This is a genomic window from Methanosphaera sp. DEW79 (genome assembly GCF_003266085.1).
GTDB classification, from domain to species: Archaea; Methanobacteriota; Methanobacteria; order Methanobacteriales; family Methanobacteriaceae; genus Methanosphaera; species Methanosphaera stadtmanae.
Genome location: NZ_MUZW01000047.1, coordinates 1 through 18,619 on the forward strand (window position 1 = coordinate 1; position 18,619 = coordinate 18,619).

The following is an 18,619-nucleotide window of genomic DNA, read 5'->3' on the forward strand; positions in this document are numbered from 1 at the left end:
TTCATCTTCAATTTCATGAAGATACTTTTCATTAGGATAAGGCCATAAGTCTTTTACCATATTTCATCACCTTAACCTTAGTTTGTTATTAACTATTATATCGTTTTATTTATATTAATTTTATTATTACTTCAGTATTCCTTTCGTTTCTCGTGTTTTCTACTTCAAAGTTTTGTCCTGCCATTATTTGTTACTGGATTTTCTGGTTTGAAAGGATTATCAGGTAATCTTGGTGATAATTGTGGATATTTATCTTTTGATGGTTTATCATGTGATTGAGTTGGATTATTATTAGAGGAAGGTGTTGGATTTGGTAATTGTGGATTCTTTTCAGATGGAAGAGATGGAAATTGTTTATGTATTCTTTGTCTTATTCTATCATAGATTTGTTTATATTTTACACGTGCATCTTGTCTTGTTTCTTCTTCTTGATTATTTAGATTTATTGTAATGTCTATTGTGTGTTTTATGTTTTTGTTTCTGCGTATTTTATCATATTTGTGTTCAATGTTATCATAGATTTTATTGTTAAGGTTATAGTCAAAGGTTGGACTTCTTCCATTATGGTATGATTGTATTGTTTCATTTCTGAATGTATGATGCAGAAGGTATAACTGCATGAATTTATTAAAAGTCCCATCATCTCCAAATACTTCAGGGTGAAACATTAGATAATAATAAAGGTAATCTTTATTTAAAAGTAGTAAGTATTTAAGAAGAGGTAAATTGTATCTTTACATATATATATAGATACTTTATTATTTGAGTATAATCCATCAAGAAACTACATAAAGAATTCAAATAATTAAATACAAAGCAAAAACATAAACTTAATGCAACAAAACTATGGATAACATATGAAGATAAGTGGGTAAGAATAAGTCACAAAGAATTAGATGGAGAAATAACATGAATAGGAAAGTTTTGTATAACTTAACTAACAAAAATATATAATTAACAAAGTATTAATAATTGTTACATACATTCTCCATATAAAAAAAAATTTATTTTAAATAGTTATATAAAGTTGTGTGTGAATTTTTTTATGTTTTCTATGTCATTGTTGTTTGGTCGTCCCGTGTTCATTCCAACAAATTCTCCTGGACAATGAAATTCCTTAGAACTTATTGGTATATTATATAGTTGTGCCAATTCTTTTACTTGTTCATATGTTGATTCTATACTTCCTGCTGTGCTAAAGTTAACTATTAGTCCTATATTTACATTAATGTTGTTGAAAAACTTTGTAATTGCTGGATCTATACTGTTTCCATATATACTACTTCCTAAAAATAGTATATCCACATCTTTCTCCAGTGGTTTATCTATTGTTTTTGCAGTTATATTCAGTTCTTCTGCTATTGCCTTTGCTAATTTTTGTGTGTGTCCTGATTTTGTATAATATCTTATTTCTATATTCATAGTAATATCTCATATTATTATATTTTTAAGTTTGTAAGTGTTGGAAATTAAATTTAAACTTAGTGATTGTATTTATGTTTTTATTTATTTATGAATTTTCATGTATGGTTTTATTATATTATAAATACAAATATAATAATACAATACTGATTTATGTATTAATATAATAAGGAGGATAATAGTTATGAAAGTATTAGGAGTTGTAGGAAGTCCTAGAAAAGATGGTAATTGTGATGTTTTAGTAAAAGAATTTTTAGATGCTGCTGATGCAGATACAGAATATATCTTTTTAAATCATAAAAAGTTATTTGGATGTAATGCATGTATGGCTTGTGAAAATGGTGATTGTGTTATTGATGATGATGGTAATGATATTATTAAATCATTGTTAGATGCTGATGTTTTAGTATTTGCAACACCTATATATTATGGTCAAATGTCTGCTCAGGCTAAAGCATTTGTTGATAGATTCTACCAAATTTCTAGAAATGAAAATAAATCACTTGAAGGTAAAAAAGTTGTAACTATCTTTACACAAGCTCAACCTGAAAATGTATTTGGTGATTATATTGATTCATTTAAAGTAATGCCTTTTGGATATATGGGTATGGAAGTTATTGGTAATGTTACTGCTATGGGTACTTCATCCAAAGGAGATAAAGAAGAATTAGCTAAATATATTGATGAAGTAAAAAGTATTGCTTCAAAATTATAATCTCTCTTCTCTTTTTTTATTTTTTTTATTTGTGTTATTTTATATTAAATATTTATGTTTGTTAGGAGGAAACTTTTTTTGATAGAGAAAATTAAATTTAAAATGTCTTGTGGTGAAATTTATGGTTTTTTATATCTTCCAGATAATATAACATGTACATTTCCTATTGTTATTTTATCACATGGATTATCCTTAAATCATACATACATGAAACCTTATGCTGAAAAATTATTAAAATATAATATTGCAAGTTTTATATTTGACTTTAGAGGTGGAGGATATGGTTGTTTAAGTAGTGGTAAAATAAGTGACATGACTCTTAATAGTGAAGTTAGAGATTTAATGAGTGTAATTGATTTTATAAAATCACTAAAATCTATTGATAATGATAGAATTTATCTTGCAGGACATAGTCAGGGTGGATTTGTAAGTAGTCTTGTTGGAGCAAAAAGAGTATCTGAAATTAGGGCATTGTTTTTATTTGCTCCAGCATATGTTATATGTGATGATGTTAGAGAGACTACTAAAAGAGAAAAAAATGTTTTAAATTTAATGCCAGAACATACAAAGGACACCTATATTAAGTGTGCTAAAAATGTTAATTTATATAATGATATAACAGATTATAATAAATGTGTTTATATATTTCATGGAAAAATGGATTCTCGTGTACCTATATCATATTCATATGAGGCATGTAAAGCATATGATAATTGCAAGTTAATTGTATTTGATAATGAGGAACATAGATTTAGTGATAAAACAAAGGATGTTGTTGTAAAAAAGATGAGTGAAGTTATATTAAAATAAACTCTATCTTTCTAAAGAATTATTAACTTATTATAAGAAATATAATATGTAGAGGATAATATTTTCCATAATATTTATATTATTTATTATTAAGAAAGATATGGAGGTAAATATATGGTAAATCCTAATAAGAAAGTTAAAAGACCAGATGGTTTAGGTAAAATATACAAATATAAAACTGATGAAAATGAAAATATACTTACACTACCTATAAGTGAATTATTAAAAGAAAATTACATCTATATCTATAGGGCAATAAATAAAGAAAATTTCTATATTGTACCAGATGATTCATGCTTCTTTTTTAAAGAAATTATATATGAAAATGAGGTTGTTGGATTTGCAACATACCGGCCAAGTAATATAAATGAAAGCTCACTTGTAATGCAGTATATTTATATTCTTCCAGATTATCGTGGAAAAGATTTACTTGTAGAAGAAATTGATGAAGCTGCATCATTATTTGAGTCAAGTATATTAATTGAATATCCAAGTAGAGCTATTGTTGATGTACTTATTAAACATAAACTTGCAAGAGTATTTAATAATCGATTTGTTATATCAAGAATTCCATTTATTATTCCAATGGTTTCACTTAGTGATGCAAATAGTAAAGTTGTAAGAGAAGAATTTGATATGACAGATAAAAAAGGTTATAGTAAATTATCATTAGTATATGACCTAGATTTATGTGCTGTTGTTGGACTAGCATCTAGTGATATTGAAAACATGTATACTGAAGATGTTACTGAAGATGATGATTTAAATAATTATAATACAATGAGTCTACCTCTTAGAGTTGATAATGAAAAATTCAATTGTATAGAAAAACGAGAAAATGAATCTATGATACAAGATGAAACCTACTTTAAAAAAGTACGTGAGATTATTGATAGTCAGGATGAAATTATTCAAAACTGGTTAACAATATTATAGATTCTTCCACATCTATTTTTTTTAAAAAAAGGAAACATATACACCTTCCTTTTAATAATTATAAAACATTATTATTAAAAAAACTATTTTTAATAAAATAATAAAAAGAGTATAATTTTGAGTAAAAAGAAATTATTTATGATTTAAATCATTAAAAAATAAAACATCATCACAAACACAATCAAGCAACTCTATATCATGACTTACAACTAACAAGCCAATACGACGTTTTCTACACTCCTTAATTAAATAATGCCAAATTTGTACCTGTGTAACACTATCTAGCATTGTTGAAATCTCATCAGCTATAATAAATTTAGTTTTAGGATTCAAAGCTCTAATAATAGAAAAACGTTGTAATTCGCCACCAGATAACTCATTAGGCCAACGTCTCATCCAATTTTCTTTTAAACCAAAATTATCTTTTAATTCTTTTGAAGGATTCCATGATTCCTTTAAAATATCATTCATATACCATCTAGGATTCATAGTCTTTTCAGGATGTTGAAATATTAATTGAACAGGATAAACACCCTTATCTTCAATTGTTTTATCATCTATTGTAACATTACCTTCATAACTACTAATATAACCTGATATAATTTTACATAATGTTGTCTTTCCACAACCACTATCCCCAAACAATCCTATTATCTTATTTTCAGGTAAAGATAAAGAAATATTATTAAGAATATTTCTATTATTATAACCAAAGGTAATATTTTCAGCTTTAAGAATCATATATTAAACCTCCCTATTATATAAATGACATCTAATCTTAGCATTATTGTACTTAATTAATATAGGCTTTATATTTTTACAAATATTCATCTTACATGGACAATTCTCATAATAAACACAACCTTTAACATCTTCTAAAGGTTGTATGCCTTTAGTTAATATGAAACCATTTCTAGGAAGAGCCTTAATTAAAGATTTAGTATAAGGATGTAACAAAGTAGATGGAGAAAGGAAATTCTTTGTATCATTAATTTCAATAACATAACCTGAATAAAATATTGCTATTCTATCAGCTGTTTTTAAGGCAACATCAATTTCATGAGTAATTAACAATACACCCTTATTATCTTCTTTCATCTTTCTAATATTTTCTATAGTTTCTTCAACATCCTTTGTATCTAATCCAGGAGTAGGTTCATCAGCAACAATTAAATCAGGATTAGATAATAATGCTGTGGATAATAATACTTTACGCACCATACCACCAGATAATTGAAAAGGATACATTGAATCTACAGACTTATCTAAACCATATTTTTCAAATATTTTCCTTTGATTAATTCTTTTTCTTTTTTCATCTTCTTTATCTTTAACCTCACCTATTACTTGATTAGATATTTTCATTAAAGGATCTAGAAAATTAACTGATTGAGGTATAAGACAAATTTCATCACCTCTTAGTTTTTCTTTATCTTTTTGTTCTATGATATTTCCTTTATATTTTATAACTCCTTCACATATAGCATTTTCAGACAATATTCCAAGAATTGCATGGGCTAGTAAACTTTTTCCAGAACCACTTGAACCTAGAATTGCAACTATTTCTCCACTATTTACAGATAATGATAAATCATTTATAGTTTTTATAGTACTCTTTCTTAATCCTTGAATATAACGTGAAAAAGAAATTGATAAATTTGAAACTTTTAATAATTCACTCAATATTATCACCACTTCTTAAGTATTTGCCTTTGTAGGATCTAATAATTTTGATATTTCTTCACCTATCAAATCAAATAATAATACTATTATAAGTAAACATAACCCTGGGAAGAATGCTAACCACCATGCACCAGTTACTAAGTATTTCATTGATTCTGAAAGTATAATTCCAATTGCTGGTTCATGTGCTGATAAACCAAAACCTAAAAATGTTATACTTGCCTCATGCATAATTGCATGTGGAAATATTAATAATGTTCCTACAATAATCTGAGAAAATACTAAAGGTAAAATATGATATCTTGCTATAAAATACTTATTTCTACCATACTTATATGATAATTTAACATATTCAGTATTTTGTATTTCTTTTATTTCTACTCTTAATACTCTAGCTAAACTAATCCAATGAGTAACTGCTACACCTATTATAACACCATAAGCACCTTTACCCAGACATATTGAAATCATAATTAACAATAATAAATGAGGTATTGATGCAAATAAATCAATAATCCAGGAAACTAGAATATCACAGTATTTATTAATACTTGAAATAAATGATATGAATATTGCAATAATACTAGATAATATAGAAGATATGGTTCCAATATATAAACTTAATCCTAAACCTTTCATTGTTCTATTAAACATATCTCTACCTAACCAGTCAGTTCCAAAAATATGTTCTAATGATGGTGCTTGTTGTCGTACTAAAAAGTTAGTTGTTATATCATTAGATTTTATCATATAGCTACTTAAAGCTATAACTAATAGTAAAAATACTGTTAATACAATTATTAATATAGTTTTTTGTCTTAAATTAAATGATTTAAAAATATCATATTTATTCCAATTAATCATTATTATCATCTCTCATACGGACATCCACATATTTATAGGATATATCTGCAAGCATATTACCTACAAATACAAATATTGTACTTATTAAAACAATTCCTAATAATAAAGACACATCTGATTTAAGACCTGCAGCAACAGTTGCCTGTCCTATACCTGGATATGAAAATACTTGTTCTATTAAAATTGTTCCACCAAATAATTCATTAAATGAGAGAAATTGTAAAGTTAATGCAGGTAATAATACATTTCTTATTCCATGTTTCAGAATAATATATCTTCGACTCTCTCCTCTGGCTTTTGCAAAAAGAAAATAATCACTATTTTCTATATTAATTATTCTATCCCTAGTATATAATGCAATAGATGCAATACCAATTATACTTAAAGTTATAGTAGGTAATATAAGTCTATATAACCATTCCCATATTGTTACTTCATTAGCTATTACACCTACAGGTACAGCTAAACCAAAAGGAAACAATTTAAGATAAACTGAAAAGATAATCATTAAAATTAATGCTATCCAGAAACTAGGTGATGATTGTAAAATATAACAATATGTTTTAATAAGTTTATCAGTTAAACTGCCTCTTTTAGCACCAGCAATAATTCCTAATATAAAACCTACAATACCTGATATTAACCAGGAAACTGTCATTAATATCAGTGATGCTGTGAATTTTTCTCTTATAACATCAATTACGGGACGTCTATAAATTAATGATATACCTAAATCAAATTGAAGCAAACTAGTAATCCAATTAATAATTCTCTCATTTAATGTCAAATTAACTCCCCAATATCTTTGTAAGATAATCATTTTTTCAGGAGAAACTGCAATTCCCTCCAAATAAGATGATACTGGATCAATTGGAGAAAAATGGATCATAAGAAAACTAATAAGGGCAATTACAATAAGAAGAATTGTGAGTCGTAACATTTTAAAAGTAAAAAAATGAATTAATTTATAATTTTTAATAAGATCACCTTCTTTTATGAATTTTATATTTTCATGTTTTATGGACTTTAATGAAAAAAATTTTTCAAAAGAAGTATTATTTTTTCTCATCAAAATATGTATTTGAATTCCAGAAAAAAATTTGAAAAAAATTATTTCTCATATTCGTCACATCCTTTTTTTTATTTAAAAAAAATATTATTTATTCAATATAACTATTGAATAAAATCCTCACTTTTTTCTAAATTAGCTTGTTGTATTATTAGAAGTAGTTTCATTTGAAACAGTTGTATTATTTTCATTATGTTTCCAATCATAAATATTACCTAAGAAATCACCACCATGAGGATAAATCTTCTGAGTATTTGGAGATATATCTACTCTATCACTGACAAATAATAGGAAAGGTTTTGTTGCAAGAGGTATGTATGGATTGTCCTTTTTAGCAAGTTTATCTACTTCCTTCCAACTATCATAAGAACTATTTAATTCAATATTCATGGCATTTTCCATTAATTTATCTACTTGTGGATTATTATAACCAGGTACATTATTCCATCCTTTTCCAGCTAAACTAGAACTATAATATTGATATAACATGTAAGGATCTAAATCTCCACCAGAAAATACAAAAGGTTCTGAGGATTTGATGTTTCTTATTTCACTCCATTGTTTTGATTGTGGTATTATTTCTATACCAAAATCTTTTGCTTGTTGTGATACAGAAAGTGCTATTATTTGATCATCTTGATCATTTGATCCATAATTTAAATTAAAAGAAGCTTTTTTACCATCTTTTTCAACAATTCCATCTCCATCACTATCTACCCAACCATTACTAGCTAAAATTTCTTTTGCTTGAGTTATATCACCATCAGATAAGCTACTATTTAGTGACCATGGTAATGATGATGAAACCACATCATATAAAGGATCTGCAAGGCCATTATATGCTCCTTGTGATATATTTGTACGGTTAATACCAATCATTAATGCTTCTCTAATTGCAGAGTCTGATGTTATGTCATTTCCTATATATGATTTACCATCTACAGTTTTTTCTTCTGTATTATTCATTACTGGTAATGAAAGATATCGTCCATCTATAGAATGCATTATTTGTGTATGCATACCCTCTATTGTACTGTTTAAATAAGTAACAGGTACTTCTACAACATCTATTTCACCATTTTTTGCAGCAACAAATGCTGTTTCAGCATCTAAATATACATTGGTTATTTTTCGATAGTATGGTTTTTTTCCATAATAATCCTCATTTCTTTCGAATATTACTTGTTGACCTTTATCCCATTGTTTTAATTTATAGGGTCCAGAACCTATAGGATTTTCACCATATGTTATATTATTATATGAATCAGAGGGTACAATACCCACATGTGCTAATTTATTAATAAATGTTGAATCTGGTCTGTTTAATGTAAATTGTATTGTTGTATCATTAACTTTTTGAGCATTATCTAAACTTTCTAAGTTTGTTGTTTCTCCAGATTCTTTTGCTTTATTATATGTAAATACTACATCTTCAGCTGTTAATGGACTTTCATCTGTAAATTTTATTCCTTCACGAATATTAACAGTATATGTTTTTAAATCATCAGATATATTATAACTTGTTGCTAAATCATTAATCAAAGTAGCATTAGAATCATATTTAAATAATGTACTTTGTATTAATGGATCATCACGTTTACCCCAACCTGTCATTGGATTAAATCCACTTTCAGGTTCACCACCATGTGCTGCTATACATACAACCAATTCATCATTAGGACGATTTTGAGAGTTATTGTTTGTAATAACTACCATTATTGCACTTATAATGATAATTACAGCTATAATTGTAATTATATATTTATTTTCCATTTTTTTCATCTTCTTTTTTATTTTTTTCCATGTTTAATTATTAGAAGTTTGTATTGTGTATTACTATTAGCTTATTGTACAAGAAAAAAGTAATACTTTTTTTATAACTTGTAATAATTAGTAATGATTTAATATTACAATAATATTTAAATGTTACTATTTTTAATAAAAGTAATACGTACATACAGCTACTATCAAAAAAAAGTAATACAAAAAAATTTCTTTCAAAAAAAAAGTAGTTGATTTAAAATCTAGATTATCTATAAAAGCTTTTAGTCCCTTGATTTAAGGTTATACTAATTTAGAACTATACTCTTTTTATTTTTTTAATATTGTTAAAAATAGTTTTTTATAATAATACTTGTGTTTATTTTATACAAAAACATCACTAAATATTTAATAATTATAAACATAATTAACAATAAAATCTTTTTAAAAAACACTAAAAACAGACACATTCCATATTCTCAAAAATAAATAAAAGAAGAAATAATTATTCTTCTTCTGTTTGGTTAGTTAATTGTCCATACTCTTTATCTAATAAGTATAGTAATTGTGGTGATTCAAGTGCCATTTTAACTTTTCTTAAGTCTTCATGTGCCAGTTCTTCTTCCTCTACTTGTTCTTCTACAAACCATAATAAGAATTGATTTGTTGCATGGTCTTTGATTTTTATACTTAAATCTACAAGATCATGTATAAGTGATGTTACAAGTTCTTCATGTTCTAATATTTCTTCATATACTTCAACAGTATTTTTCCATTCTCTTTTTGGAGTATCTATTGCTTGTAATACTACACTTCCTCCTTTACGTAGGATATAATCATAGAATTTCATTGCATGATCAAGTTCTTCTTGAGCATGTACACGTAGAGCATTACCAAATCCTGGTAAGTCCTTATCTTCAAAATATGTTGCCATGGATAAATATAAGTATCCTGAAGCCATTTCAGCATTTAATTGATCATTTAGAGCTTTTTCCATTTTTTTATCTAACATTTTATTTTTCTCCATAAATATTTTACAATTTTTATATATAATTTAGTCTTTTAAATAGATTACCCTATAATATGAAAATTCAAAACACACAAATAAGTACTATAGGTAAGCTTTACCCTAATATATCCACTATTTTTTTCATTAAAGTGTATGTTTTATTTGTTGAATCATCTTTTGTTATATTCTCTGGTATTTCATATACAAGTGTTGGATATCCTGACTGTGCTAATGGTTTTGATACTAGTACTGCTGATGTACTGTTATATGTTTCATTTCCTGTTTTTGGAAAATAATTAAAATCTATGTTTCCATCACGTATTTTTTGGGCAAGAGTTACTGAAGCTTCATCCATTTCTGGTGTTGCAACATAAAATCCCTCTCCATATCCCTCAATATGGGAATGACTAATTATTACCACATTTGCATCTGTTTTATTAATATCTGGTACAACATATTTTGATACTAGATATTCACCATTATGTCTACTATTTTTATAGTCATTTGCATCCTTTGTAACCTTAACATCATAATTTATCACATTCACATGTAAATCTGAGGCTATTTTTTGACAAGCTTCTTTTTCAGGCTCAATTGCTAGTGTTTCCCTTGGATGTATTCCTGTTATTACTACAATAGTTATATTTGATGCGGGATTTAAATAAGTGGTTTTTGACACATACCCCACATCATCTGATGCTATTTTAGTAGTAGTACCATTAAATGTAGATAATATGAATCCTACTATGAGTAGTACTAGAATTATAATAAGAATTTTTTTATATGATTTCATATGTATCTAGTCATATATTTATTAAGGAGTTTTAAAATAATTTACAGTTTAAAAAAAAGAAGAAATATGTAGGAGGTGATTATTTAATTTAATTAGGATTTTCTTGTAAATACAAAATCTGCTAATTTAAATAATGCATCTTTTGCATCAGAATCAGGTAGTATGGAAAGTGCTTGTTTTGATTCTATTACACAATCATATGCTTTACTTCTTGCATAATTAATTGCACCATATTTTTCTAGTATTTCCATTGCTTCTGGAATGATACTTTCATCATTTGCTTCAAGTAATTCTACTAATCTATCATGATCTTCTTTATTTGCTTTTTCAAGTGCATAAACAACCATGAGTGTTTTTTTACCCTCTACTAAGTCACTACCAACAGGTTTTCCTATTGATTCATCACCAGTAAGATCTATGTAATCATCTTGAATTTGGAATGCAAGACCTATTTGTTTTCCATAAGTTCTTAATGCTTGTATTTCATTTGAAGATGCTCCACCCATTATTGCACCTATTGTTGTGGAAGCTGTTATTAAGTCTCCTGTTTTTTTATAAATCATATTCATGTATTCATCTTTTGTTACATTAAATGTATCTTCAAATGCCATATCTAGTGCTTGTCCTTCACAAATATTTATACATGAATTTGTAAGTACTTGTAGTGCATCAACTACTCTTTCATATGCAATATTATCTTCTGCTGATTGTGAGAGTAATTCAAATGATTTTGCAAATAATGAATCTCCTGCAAGTATTGCTAATGGTTCACCCCATACTTTATGTACTGCTGGTTTTCCCCTTCTAGTATCATCATTATCCATGATATCATCATGTATAAGACTAAATGTATGTGTTAATTCTATGGCTGCTGCTGCTTTTAGAGCTTTTTCTGGTTTTCCACCTACAGCTTGACAACTGAGGAGTGTTAGTGCTGGTCTGAATTTTTTTCCTCCAGCTTTAATTAAATATTCAGAAGATTCATATAAGCTTTCAGGTTCTAATTTACTTAATGAATCATCAATTACTACATCTATTTCTTCTGCATATGCTTTTAATATTTCCATTACATCCATTATAATCACCTATTAAATACTTGTGCTTGTCCATTTCTTAGTATATGAACATCGTTTCCTAATTTATATCCTTCTTCTTCTGCTAATTCTACAAATGCTGCAAGGTGACTTAAATCACCGTGTGCAGGTATTAAATGTTGTGGTTGTAGCATTCTTATAAATTCTCTCATATCTTCAGGTCCTGCATGTCCTGATACATGTACATTATTATATATTCTTGCTCCTCTTTCTTTAAGTCTTCTGTCAAGTAAATCCCTATTTGCAAGATTTATTGGATTTGGTATTGTTGAAGCTGAAAATACTACGTTATCTCCAGGTTTAATTTCAAAGTTTGTTTTGTTATTTGCTATTCTTGGTAACAATGCATCAGGTTCTCCTTGATGTCCTGTTACAAGTAACATATACTTTGATCTGTGATCATTTGCTCTTGCTAATGCTTTATTTATGGATTTTGAATTTCCATATACACTTACATTACGTGGTAAGTTTAATATTCCCATTGATTCTGCAAGGGAACAGTATCTTTCCATTGAACGACCTAGAATCATGATTTTTCTTCTACTTCTTTCTGCTATTTTTGTAATAGCTTGTATTCTTTCAATATGACTTGAGAATGTTGTTACTATAAGACCTTTTCTCTCTTCAAGTGGACCTTTTAGTACATCTTTTAGAAGATCTCTTGCTATTTTTTCTGAGTGTGTTTTACTTTGTTGTTTTTCTTTAATATTTGTTGTATCCATTATTGCAACTTTCACACCTTTCTTACCTAATTCCCTGAATCTTCTATAATCTGGTGGTGGTGATACCATCTGATGATTATCAAATTTAAAGTCGTTTGCATAGATTATTGCACCTTCTGGTGTGTGTAATGCTGCAGTTATTGTTTGAGGTATACTATGGGTTGTTCTTACAAATTCTAGTGTTAAATTTGGTGAAATTTGTATTTTTTCTCCAGGATTAACTGATTTTAAAGGATTATTTACCTTAAATTTACGTTCTCCTTTGATTGTTTTTTCAATTAATGCTAGTGTATATGGTGTTGCAATAATTGGTGCTTCATATCTATGTGCTAGTTTTGCTATTGCACCAATATGATCAAGGTGTCCATGAGTACATACTATTGCTCTTACCTTTCCATCTACTTCCCTCATTAATGTATCATCAGGAATTACTCCCCTTTCTATTAAATCCAAGCTGTGCATTCTTGATATATCTGTATCTTCATGAATATGTAACCTATCTAAGTGTATACCCATATCAAATATTACTACATCATCATTAACTTTTATTGCTGTCATGTTTTTTCCAATTTCTTCGTATCCACCTACAGCGATAACTTCTATTGTCAAATTATATCCTCCTAGCATATTTTTTTGTGTCTATATCTAATTCATTTAATATTTCTCTTGTTTTTCCAGTTATTATAAGCCTTTTTTGTTTTAATTCTTCAATATTTGAAGCACCTACAAGAAACATAGCTGTTTTTAGTTCATGTGTAAATTGATTTATTTTTTCTTCAACATAGTTATGTCCAAGATAGGCATGTTTTAGAAATGGTAATGCCATACCTACACATTCACTTCCAAGTGCTATTGCTTTTGCTGCTTCTAGTCCATTACGAATTCCACCTGAAGAAATTACTGGTATTTTTGTTGATTCCAATACTTCCACTGTACTTACTGCTGTAGTTATTCCCCAGTCCCAGAATAGATTTCCTAAATCTGGATTTTCTGCCCTGTATGTTTCTACTGCAGCCCAGCTTGTACCACCAACACCTTGAATATCTATTGCATCAACTCCTATTTTTTCAAGGATCTTTGCATCTTCCATTCCAATTCCTGCACCAGTTTCTTTTGCTATTATTGGAATGTTTGTATTTGAGCATATGGCTTTTATATCTTCAACATATCCTTTTGCATCAACATCCCCTTCTGGTTGTATAATTTCCTGTAATGGATTTAGATGTATTGCTAAAGCATCAGTATTTAGCATTTCTATAGCTTTTGGAGCATATTCTACTTGTGGAGCTCCAATATTTCCAATAATTAAAGCATGAGGTGCATTATCACGAACTACTGTGAATGTATCAGTTAATTCTGGATTTGTTATTCCAGCTCTTTGACTTCCAACACCCATCCCTATATTGGTATTTTCTGTTGCTATTGCTAATTTTTCATTTATTTTTTTACTTGATGGATGTCCACCAGTTATTGCAGAAATTATTAGTGGTGAAGATAATTTTTTACCAAAAAGTTCTATTGAAGTGTCAATTTCTTCATAATTTACCTCTGGTAGAGATGTATGAACTAGTTGTATATCTTCAAAACCTGTTGTAATATGATGTTCAATGTCTTTGTTTTTACATATTTCAAGATGTTCTAATTTTCTATCAGATATCATCATATTAACCTCCCTTAAATCAAGTTAATGATTTTATTTTATAATTGTACCTTTAACTTTTTGTCCTGATACTGCAAGTTTTATATTTCCAGGAGTTTCAGCATTTATTATATGAGATTCTATACCATCCTCTGCTAAGTCTAGTAATTCTCGTATTTTACCTGCCATTCCCCCAGTTACATCGGCTTGATTTTCATTTTCTGTTAAAAGTAAATCTGTATCTTTTGTAACTATATCTATTAACTTTGCATCTGGATTTGTCTTTGGATTATCTGTATATATTCCATCCACATCTGATGATAGTATTACACGATTAGCTTTTAATTTCTTAGCTAGATATGTAATTATCTGATCTCCAGATAATATAGCGTATTTAAAATATTCATTTTGATCTAGTACTGCATCACCATATAGTACTGGTACAAATCCATTGTCAATATATTTTTGAATGAGTTTTGTATCACATACACAGATTCGTTTTTGGTTTGTTTCTATAAATGATGAAGGTTTTATTCCTATTGCTGGAACTCCTTTTTCATGTAGTTTTTCACAAATTATGTAGTTTAATAGTTGTACTGATGCTTGTGTTCTACATACTCCTTCTAATTTATAGAGGTGATCGTTTACATTAGATATTACATCACCTATTCCAAATTTCTTTGCATATATATGTCCATATGATCCTGCTCCATGTACTATTACCATGTCATCATTATATGCAGATACTTCTTGTGCTATACGATCTAAGTTAACTTCATCTATAGTAGGTTCTTGTGCATCTTTTTTTGTTATTGCACTTCCACCTATTTTTAGTATTATCATATAAATACCCTTTCTTTTTTTGTTTTAATTAATAATTTCAGCACTAACTCCAGTATCAGATTGTACACATTTAAATGTAGCATAATCCTTACGTAATTGTTTATATATTTCATCGGAATTTTCTGGAGTGTATGCAATAATACATCCACCACCACCACTTCCTGTTAATTTAGAACCTTTTGCTCCATATTCACGTGCTTTATATACCATGTCTGATAATTCAGTAGTGTTAACACCAATAGCATCAAGTAATCCTTGATTAATATTCATTAAGTCTCCTATTAATTCAGAATTACCTTTTTCAAGTGCTACTTTTGCATCAATTGCTATTTGTTCCATTGCTTTAAAAATATTTCCTACAATTGTTGGATATTTCTCATATTTTAATCGTACTGATTCAACTAATTTTCCAGTATTACCACTGATTTCACAGTTAGAAACTATTAATGGTAGTTTCATATTAAAATCAATTCTATTTAATTTAGAGTTTTCATCAATAAATATTATTCCACCATATGTACTCATAGATGTGTCAATTGGACTTGCAGCTCCCTGAATTTTAATTTCTATTTCACGAGCTGTTTGTGCTATTGTTTTTTTATCTATTTGTTTATTTACATATAAAGAAACTGCCTTTAATGTTGATACTGTTACTGCTGCTGATGATCCAAGTCCTGCTCCTAAATACATTTTAATATCTACTGTTAAGTCAAATCCTTTTTCAAATTCAAATAAGTTAATAACTTCATATATATAATCAGTAATCATCTTCTTTTGACTGTCTATTTTATAGTTAAGTTTTTTATTAACAAGTTGTGATTTTTTATAATAATCAATTAAGTCAAGTTTTACTGTTATGTTATCATCATTACGTGGAATTAACTCTACATTAACTCCCCTATCTATTGCAACAGCTATTGCAGGCTTTTTATATACAACAGTATGTTCACCAAATAATATTATTTTTCCTGGTGCAAATGCCTTAATTTTCATTATTATTCCTCCACAATATTAGTAGGTTTGTATAATTAGAATTTAGGTAGAAAATTATGAAAATAAATATTTAAATAATATTTTTTCATTATAAATAGAAAAATAGTTGTGAATATAAACTATTAGAATTAGAATTTTCTATTATAAAAAAATTTTCATACACCATTTAAATTAAGTTCTAAATTAATTAGAGCATTCCATATAATACTCTAAAATAAATCTAGAATTATTTAATCTAATTATAATTATTTATCAATTAAAAAAATAAAAGATAAATACCCCTTTTGATTCTCAAGTATAAAAAACCATTTATACATATAACACTTTATTTAAATTTTAAAAAAGTTATGCTATTTCTTTAGCTTATGAGAATTTGTCATTTAATATATATCTAAAAACTATATAATAAAGCTTACCATAATTTTATTAAAAAAAAAGTAATAACATTAAATAAGAAAAAAATGGAAGTGAAAAATATTATGATAAGAAAACCTTCTGTAGCAGGATTATTTTATGAGTCAAACAAGTCTCTTCTTGAAGAAAATATTAAAAATATATTCAATAAAACAGGACAAAACATACCCACTACACCTTCTAATACATATAAAACAAAAGCTGCCATAGTACCTCATGCTGGATATATCTATTCTGGTAAAACTGCCAGTTATGCATATGGTGATATTGCAAGAAGTGGTATTTGTGATACTGTTGTTATTATTGGACCAAATCATACAGGTTATGGTGATGATATATCACTTACAACAAGTAACACTTGGCAAACACCCATAGGGGATGTTTGTGTTGATAGTGAATTTAATAATGAATTAGAAAAAATAAATTCAAACATCACATTTAGTCCTGAAGCACATATAAAAGAACATTCCATTGAAGTTGAATTACCATTTCTACAGTACATCTCAAATATTCAAAAGAAGTCATTTAAAATAGTTCCAATTGTAATTACAAGACAACAAAAGAATTTCTGTGTAGAATTAGCACATAGTATTTATGATGTTTCAAAGAAATTAAATCGTAATATCATGGTTGTTGCAAGTACTGATTTGACTCATTATGAAAATGCTACTAGTGCTAAGAATAAGGATGAAAAAATATTAAAATCAATTGAAGATATGGATATTGATTCATTATTAAATAACATAAATAAATACAACATTACAATGTGTGGATATGGGCCAACAATAACTGCCATTATCTATTCAAAACTAGTAAATGCTAATAGGTCAATTATATTAAATTATAGTAATAGTGGTGAGGTTTATAATGATTATGAATCTGTAGTAGGATATGCCTCAGCAGTAATAAAAAAATAGTTTCTAAAATATGTCTTTTGATAGTAAAAAAAGAGTCTCTAAAAAAATAATAGAAGATATGATTCTTCTATTACCCAACAAATTTATATTTTTAATTCAAAGTCTGTTGGTTCTAAATCAAATTCTTCATCAGAAGATAATATTCCTCTTTCTCTTAATATTTGTCTAGCAAGTAACCAATATACAAGAGCAATAGCTTTTCTTCCTTTGTTATTTACTGGAATAACAACATCAACATTACATAATAAGTTTTCTGTATCACATAATGCAACTACAGGAATACCATTTTGTTTTGCTTCAATTACAGCTTGAGAATCTGATCTTGGGTCTGTTACAACTAATATTTTTGGTTCAATAAATTTAGCATATTGTGGATTTGTTAAGGTACCTGGTATGAATCTACCTGGTATTGTTTTTGTACCTGTAACTTCACCAAATTTTTTAACAGGTGATTGACCATATTGTCTTGTAGATACTACAAGAATATCATCAGGTTCATATTTAGATAATAATTTAGCAGCTACAATTATTTTATCATTACTACTTTTTACATCTAAAACATGAAGACCATCTGCTCTTACTCTGTAAATATATTTTTCCATATCTTTAGTTTTTTGTTGAGTACCTATATGTAAACCTGCTGCAAGGTACTTATCTAATGGTATTAATAATTCTGACATTTTATTTTCCTCATTTTATTATTATATTAATTTAAAATTTTCTTTCAAGTCTTATGATAATTAATATTCAATACTTATAGCATTATTTGGACATACATCAATACATACTTGACATCCACAACAATTGTCTAATTTTTTAATAATTAATACATCATCCACAGTGTCAAATACATTCATGGGACATATATCTAAACAATCTAAACAATCAATTCCCCTACAATCTTCGTAGTTAATATTAATAATCATAGATAACTC

General features: G+C 27.4%; 20 protein-coding genes. 4 read left to right on the forward strand and 16 right to left on the reverse strand.

What is annotated here, in order from left to right:
• Positions 1-164: 164 nt before the first annotated feature.
• Together BZ132_RS04100 and BZ132_RS04105 are read right to left on the reverse strand one after the other, a co-directional pair.
• Complete coding sequence (locus BZ132_RS04100) at positions 165-620, reverse strand: hypothetical protein (protein WP_286940559.1); 456 nt, start codon at positions 618-620, stop codon at positions 165-167.
• 397 nt (positions 621-1,017) lie between these two features.
• Positions 1,018-1,422 carry a flavodoxin domain-containing protein gene (locus BZ132_RS04105; RefSeq protein WP_011406431.1) on the reverse strand — a complete coding sequence of 135 codons (405 nt, stop codon included), beginning with the start codon at positions 1,420-1,422 and terminating at the stop codon, positions 1,018-1,020.
• Positions 1,423-1,606: 184 nt separating this feature from the next.
• Between BZ132_RS04105 and BZ132_RS04110 the strand changes: the two genes are divergently transcribed.
• The 3 genes from BZ132_RS04110 (at position 1,607) to BZ132_RS04120 (ending at position 3,883) form a co-directional block, all read left to right on the forward strand.
• Entirely contained in the window at positions 1,607-2,137 is a 531-nt protein-coding gene (locus BZ132_RS04110) for a flavodoxin family protein (RefSeq protein WP_011406432.1), read from the forward strand.
• A 78-nt stretch (positions 2,138-2,215) separates the two neighbouring features.
• Positions 2,216-2,947, forward strand: a complete 732-nt coding sequence (locus BZ132_RS04115) for a S9 family peptidase (protein ID WP_181454845.1) — start codon at positions 2,216-2,218, stop codon at positions 2,945-2,947.
• 114 nt (positions 2,948-3,061) lie between these two features.
• On the forward strand, positions 3,062-3,883 hold the full coding sequence (locus BZ132_RS04120) for a GNAT family N-acetyltransferase (RefSeq protein ID WP_286940561.1): 822 nt from the start codon (positions 3,062-3,064) through the stop codon (positions 3,881-3,883).
• Positions 3,884-4,015: 132 nt separating this feature from the next.
• Here BZ132_RS04120 and BZ132_RS04125 read toward each other — a convergent pair whose 3' ends face one another.
• The 12 genes from BZ132_RS04125 to mvk form a co-directional block, all read right to left on the reverse strand.
• Positions 4,016-4,624, reverse strand: coding sequence for an ABC transporter ATP-binding protein (locus BZ132_RS04125; protein ID WP_011406435.1), 609 nt, complete (start codon positions 4,622-4,624; stop codon positions 4,016-4,018).
• Positions 4,625-4,627: 3 nt separating this feature from the next.
• Complete coding sequence (locus BZ132_RS04130) at positions 4,628-5,566, reverse strand: ABC transporter ATP-binding protein (protein ID WP_286940563.1); 939 nt, start codon at positions 5,564-5,566, stop codon at positions 4,628-4,630.
• 15 nt (positions 5,567-5,581) lie between these two features.
• Positions 5,582-6,430: an ABC transporter permease gene (locus BZ132_RS04135; protein ID WP_286940565.1), complete on the reverse strand. Its 849-nt coding sequence runs from the start codon at positions 6,428-6,430 to the stop codon at positions 5,582-5,584.
• Positions 6,423-7,409 carry an ABC transporter permease gene (locus BZ132_RS04140; RefSeq protein ID WP_048059865.1) on the reverse strand — a complete coding sequence of 329 codons (987 nt, stop codon included), beginning with the start codon at positions 7,407-7,409 and terminating at the stop codon, positions 6,423-6,425. The genes BZ132_RS04135 and BZ132_RS04140 overlap by 8 nt, the downstream gene beginning before the upstream one ends.
• Before the next feature lie 225 nt (positions 7,410-7,634).
• On the reverse strand, positions 7,635-9,272 hold the full coding sequence (locus BZ132_RS04145) for an ABC transporter substrate-binding protein (protein WP_112149551.1): 1,638 nt from the start codon (positions 9,270-9,272) through the stop codon (positions 7,635-7,637).
• A 493-nt stretch (positions 9,273-9,765) separates the two neighbouring features.
• On the reverse strand, positions 9,766-10,272 hold the full coding sequence (locus BZ132_RS04150; protein ID WP_011406440.1) for a ferritin: 507 nt from the start codon (positions 10,270-10,272) through the stop codon (positions 9,766-9,768).
• Positions 10,273-10,384: 112 nt separating this feature from the next.
• On the reverse strand, positions 10,385-11,062 hold the full coding sequence (locus tag BZ132_RS04155; protein WP_286940567.1) for a hypothetical protein: 678 nt from the start codon (positions 11,060-11,062) through the stop codon (positions 10,385-10,387).
• Between the two features lie 92 nt (positions 11,063-11,154).
• On the reverse strand, positions 11,155-12,138 hold the full coding sequence (idsA, locus tag BZ132_RS04160) for a short chain isoprenyl diphosphate synthase IdsA (RefSeq protein WP_011406442.1): 984 nt from the start codon (positions 12,136-12,138) through the stop codon (positions 11,155-11,157).
• A gap of 5 nt (positions 12,139-12,143) precedes the next feature.
• Positions 12,144-13,487, reverse strand: coding sequence for an RNase J family beta-CASP ribonuclease (locus tag BZ132_RS04165; protein WP_286940569.1), 1,344 nt, complete (start codon positions 13,485-13,487; stop codon positions 12,144-12,146).
• 1 nt (position 13,488) lies between these two features.
• Entirely contained in the window at positions 13,489-14,538 is a 1,050-nt protein-coding gene (gene fni, locus BZ132_RS04170; RefSeq protein ID WP_011406444.1) for a type 2 isopentenyl-diphosphate Delta-isomerase, read from the reverse strand.
• Between the two features lie 33 nt (positions 14,539-14,571).
• Positions 14,572-15,360 carry an isopentenyl phosphate kinase gene (locus BZ132_RS04175; RefSeq protein ID WP_011406445.1) on the reverse strand — a complete coding sequence of 263 codons (789 nt, stop codon included), beginning with the start codon at positions 15,358-15,360 and terminating at the stop codon, positions 14,572-14,574.
• A gap of 24 nt (positions 15,361-15,384) precedes the next feature.
• A complete protein-coding gene (gene mvk / locus BZ132_RS04180) occupies positions 15,385-16,353 on the reverse strand; it encodes a mevalonate kinase (RefSeq protein ID WP_011406446.1) in 969 nt (322 codons plus the stop codon).
• Positions 16,354-16,832: 479 nt separating this feature from the next.
• Here mvk and BZ132_RS04185 point away from each other — a divergent pair, with 479 nt between their 5' ends.
• Entirely contained in the window at positions 16,833-17,684 is an 852-nt protein-coding gene (locus BZ132_RS04185; protein ID WP_181454848.1) for an MEMO1 family protein, read from the forward strand.
• Between the two features lie 83 nt (positions 17,685-17,767).
• On the opposite strand, the gene rpsB is transcribed toward BZ132_RS04185, so the two are convergent.
• Both rpsB and BZ132_RS04195 read right to left on the reverse strand, forming a co-directional pair.
• Complete coding sequence (gene rpsB, locus BZ132_RS04190) at positions 17,768-18,364, reverse strand: 30S ribosomal protein S2 (protein WP_011406448.1); 597 nt, start codon at positions 18,362-18,364, stop codon at positions 17,768-17,770.
• A gap of 60 nt (positions 18,365-18,424) precedes the next feature.
• The gene (locus BZ132_RS04195) at positions 18,425-18,610 is read right to left on the reverse strand and encodes a 4Fe-4S binding protein (RefSeq protein ID WP_286940570.1); all 186 of its coding nucleotides are present in this window, start codon (positions 18,608-18,610) and stop codon (positions 18,425-18,427) included.
• Between the last annotated feature and the right edge of the window lie 9 nt (positions 18,611-18,619).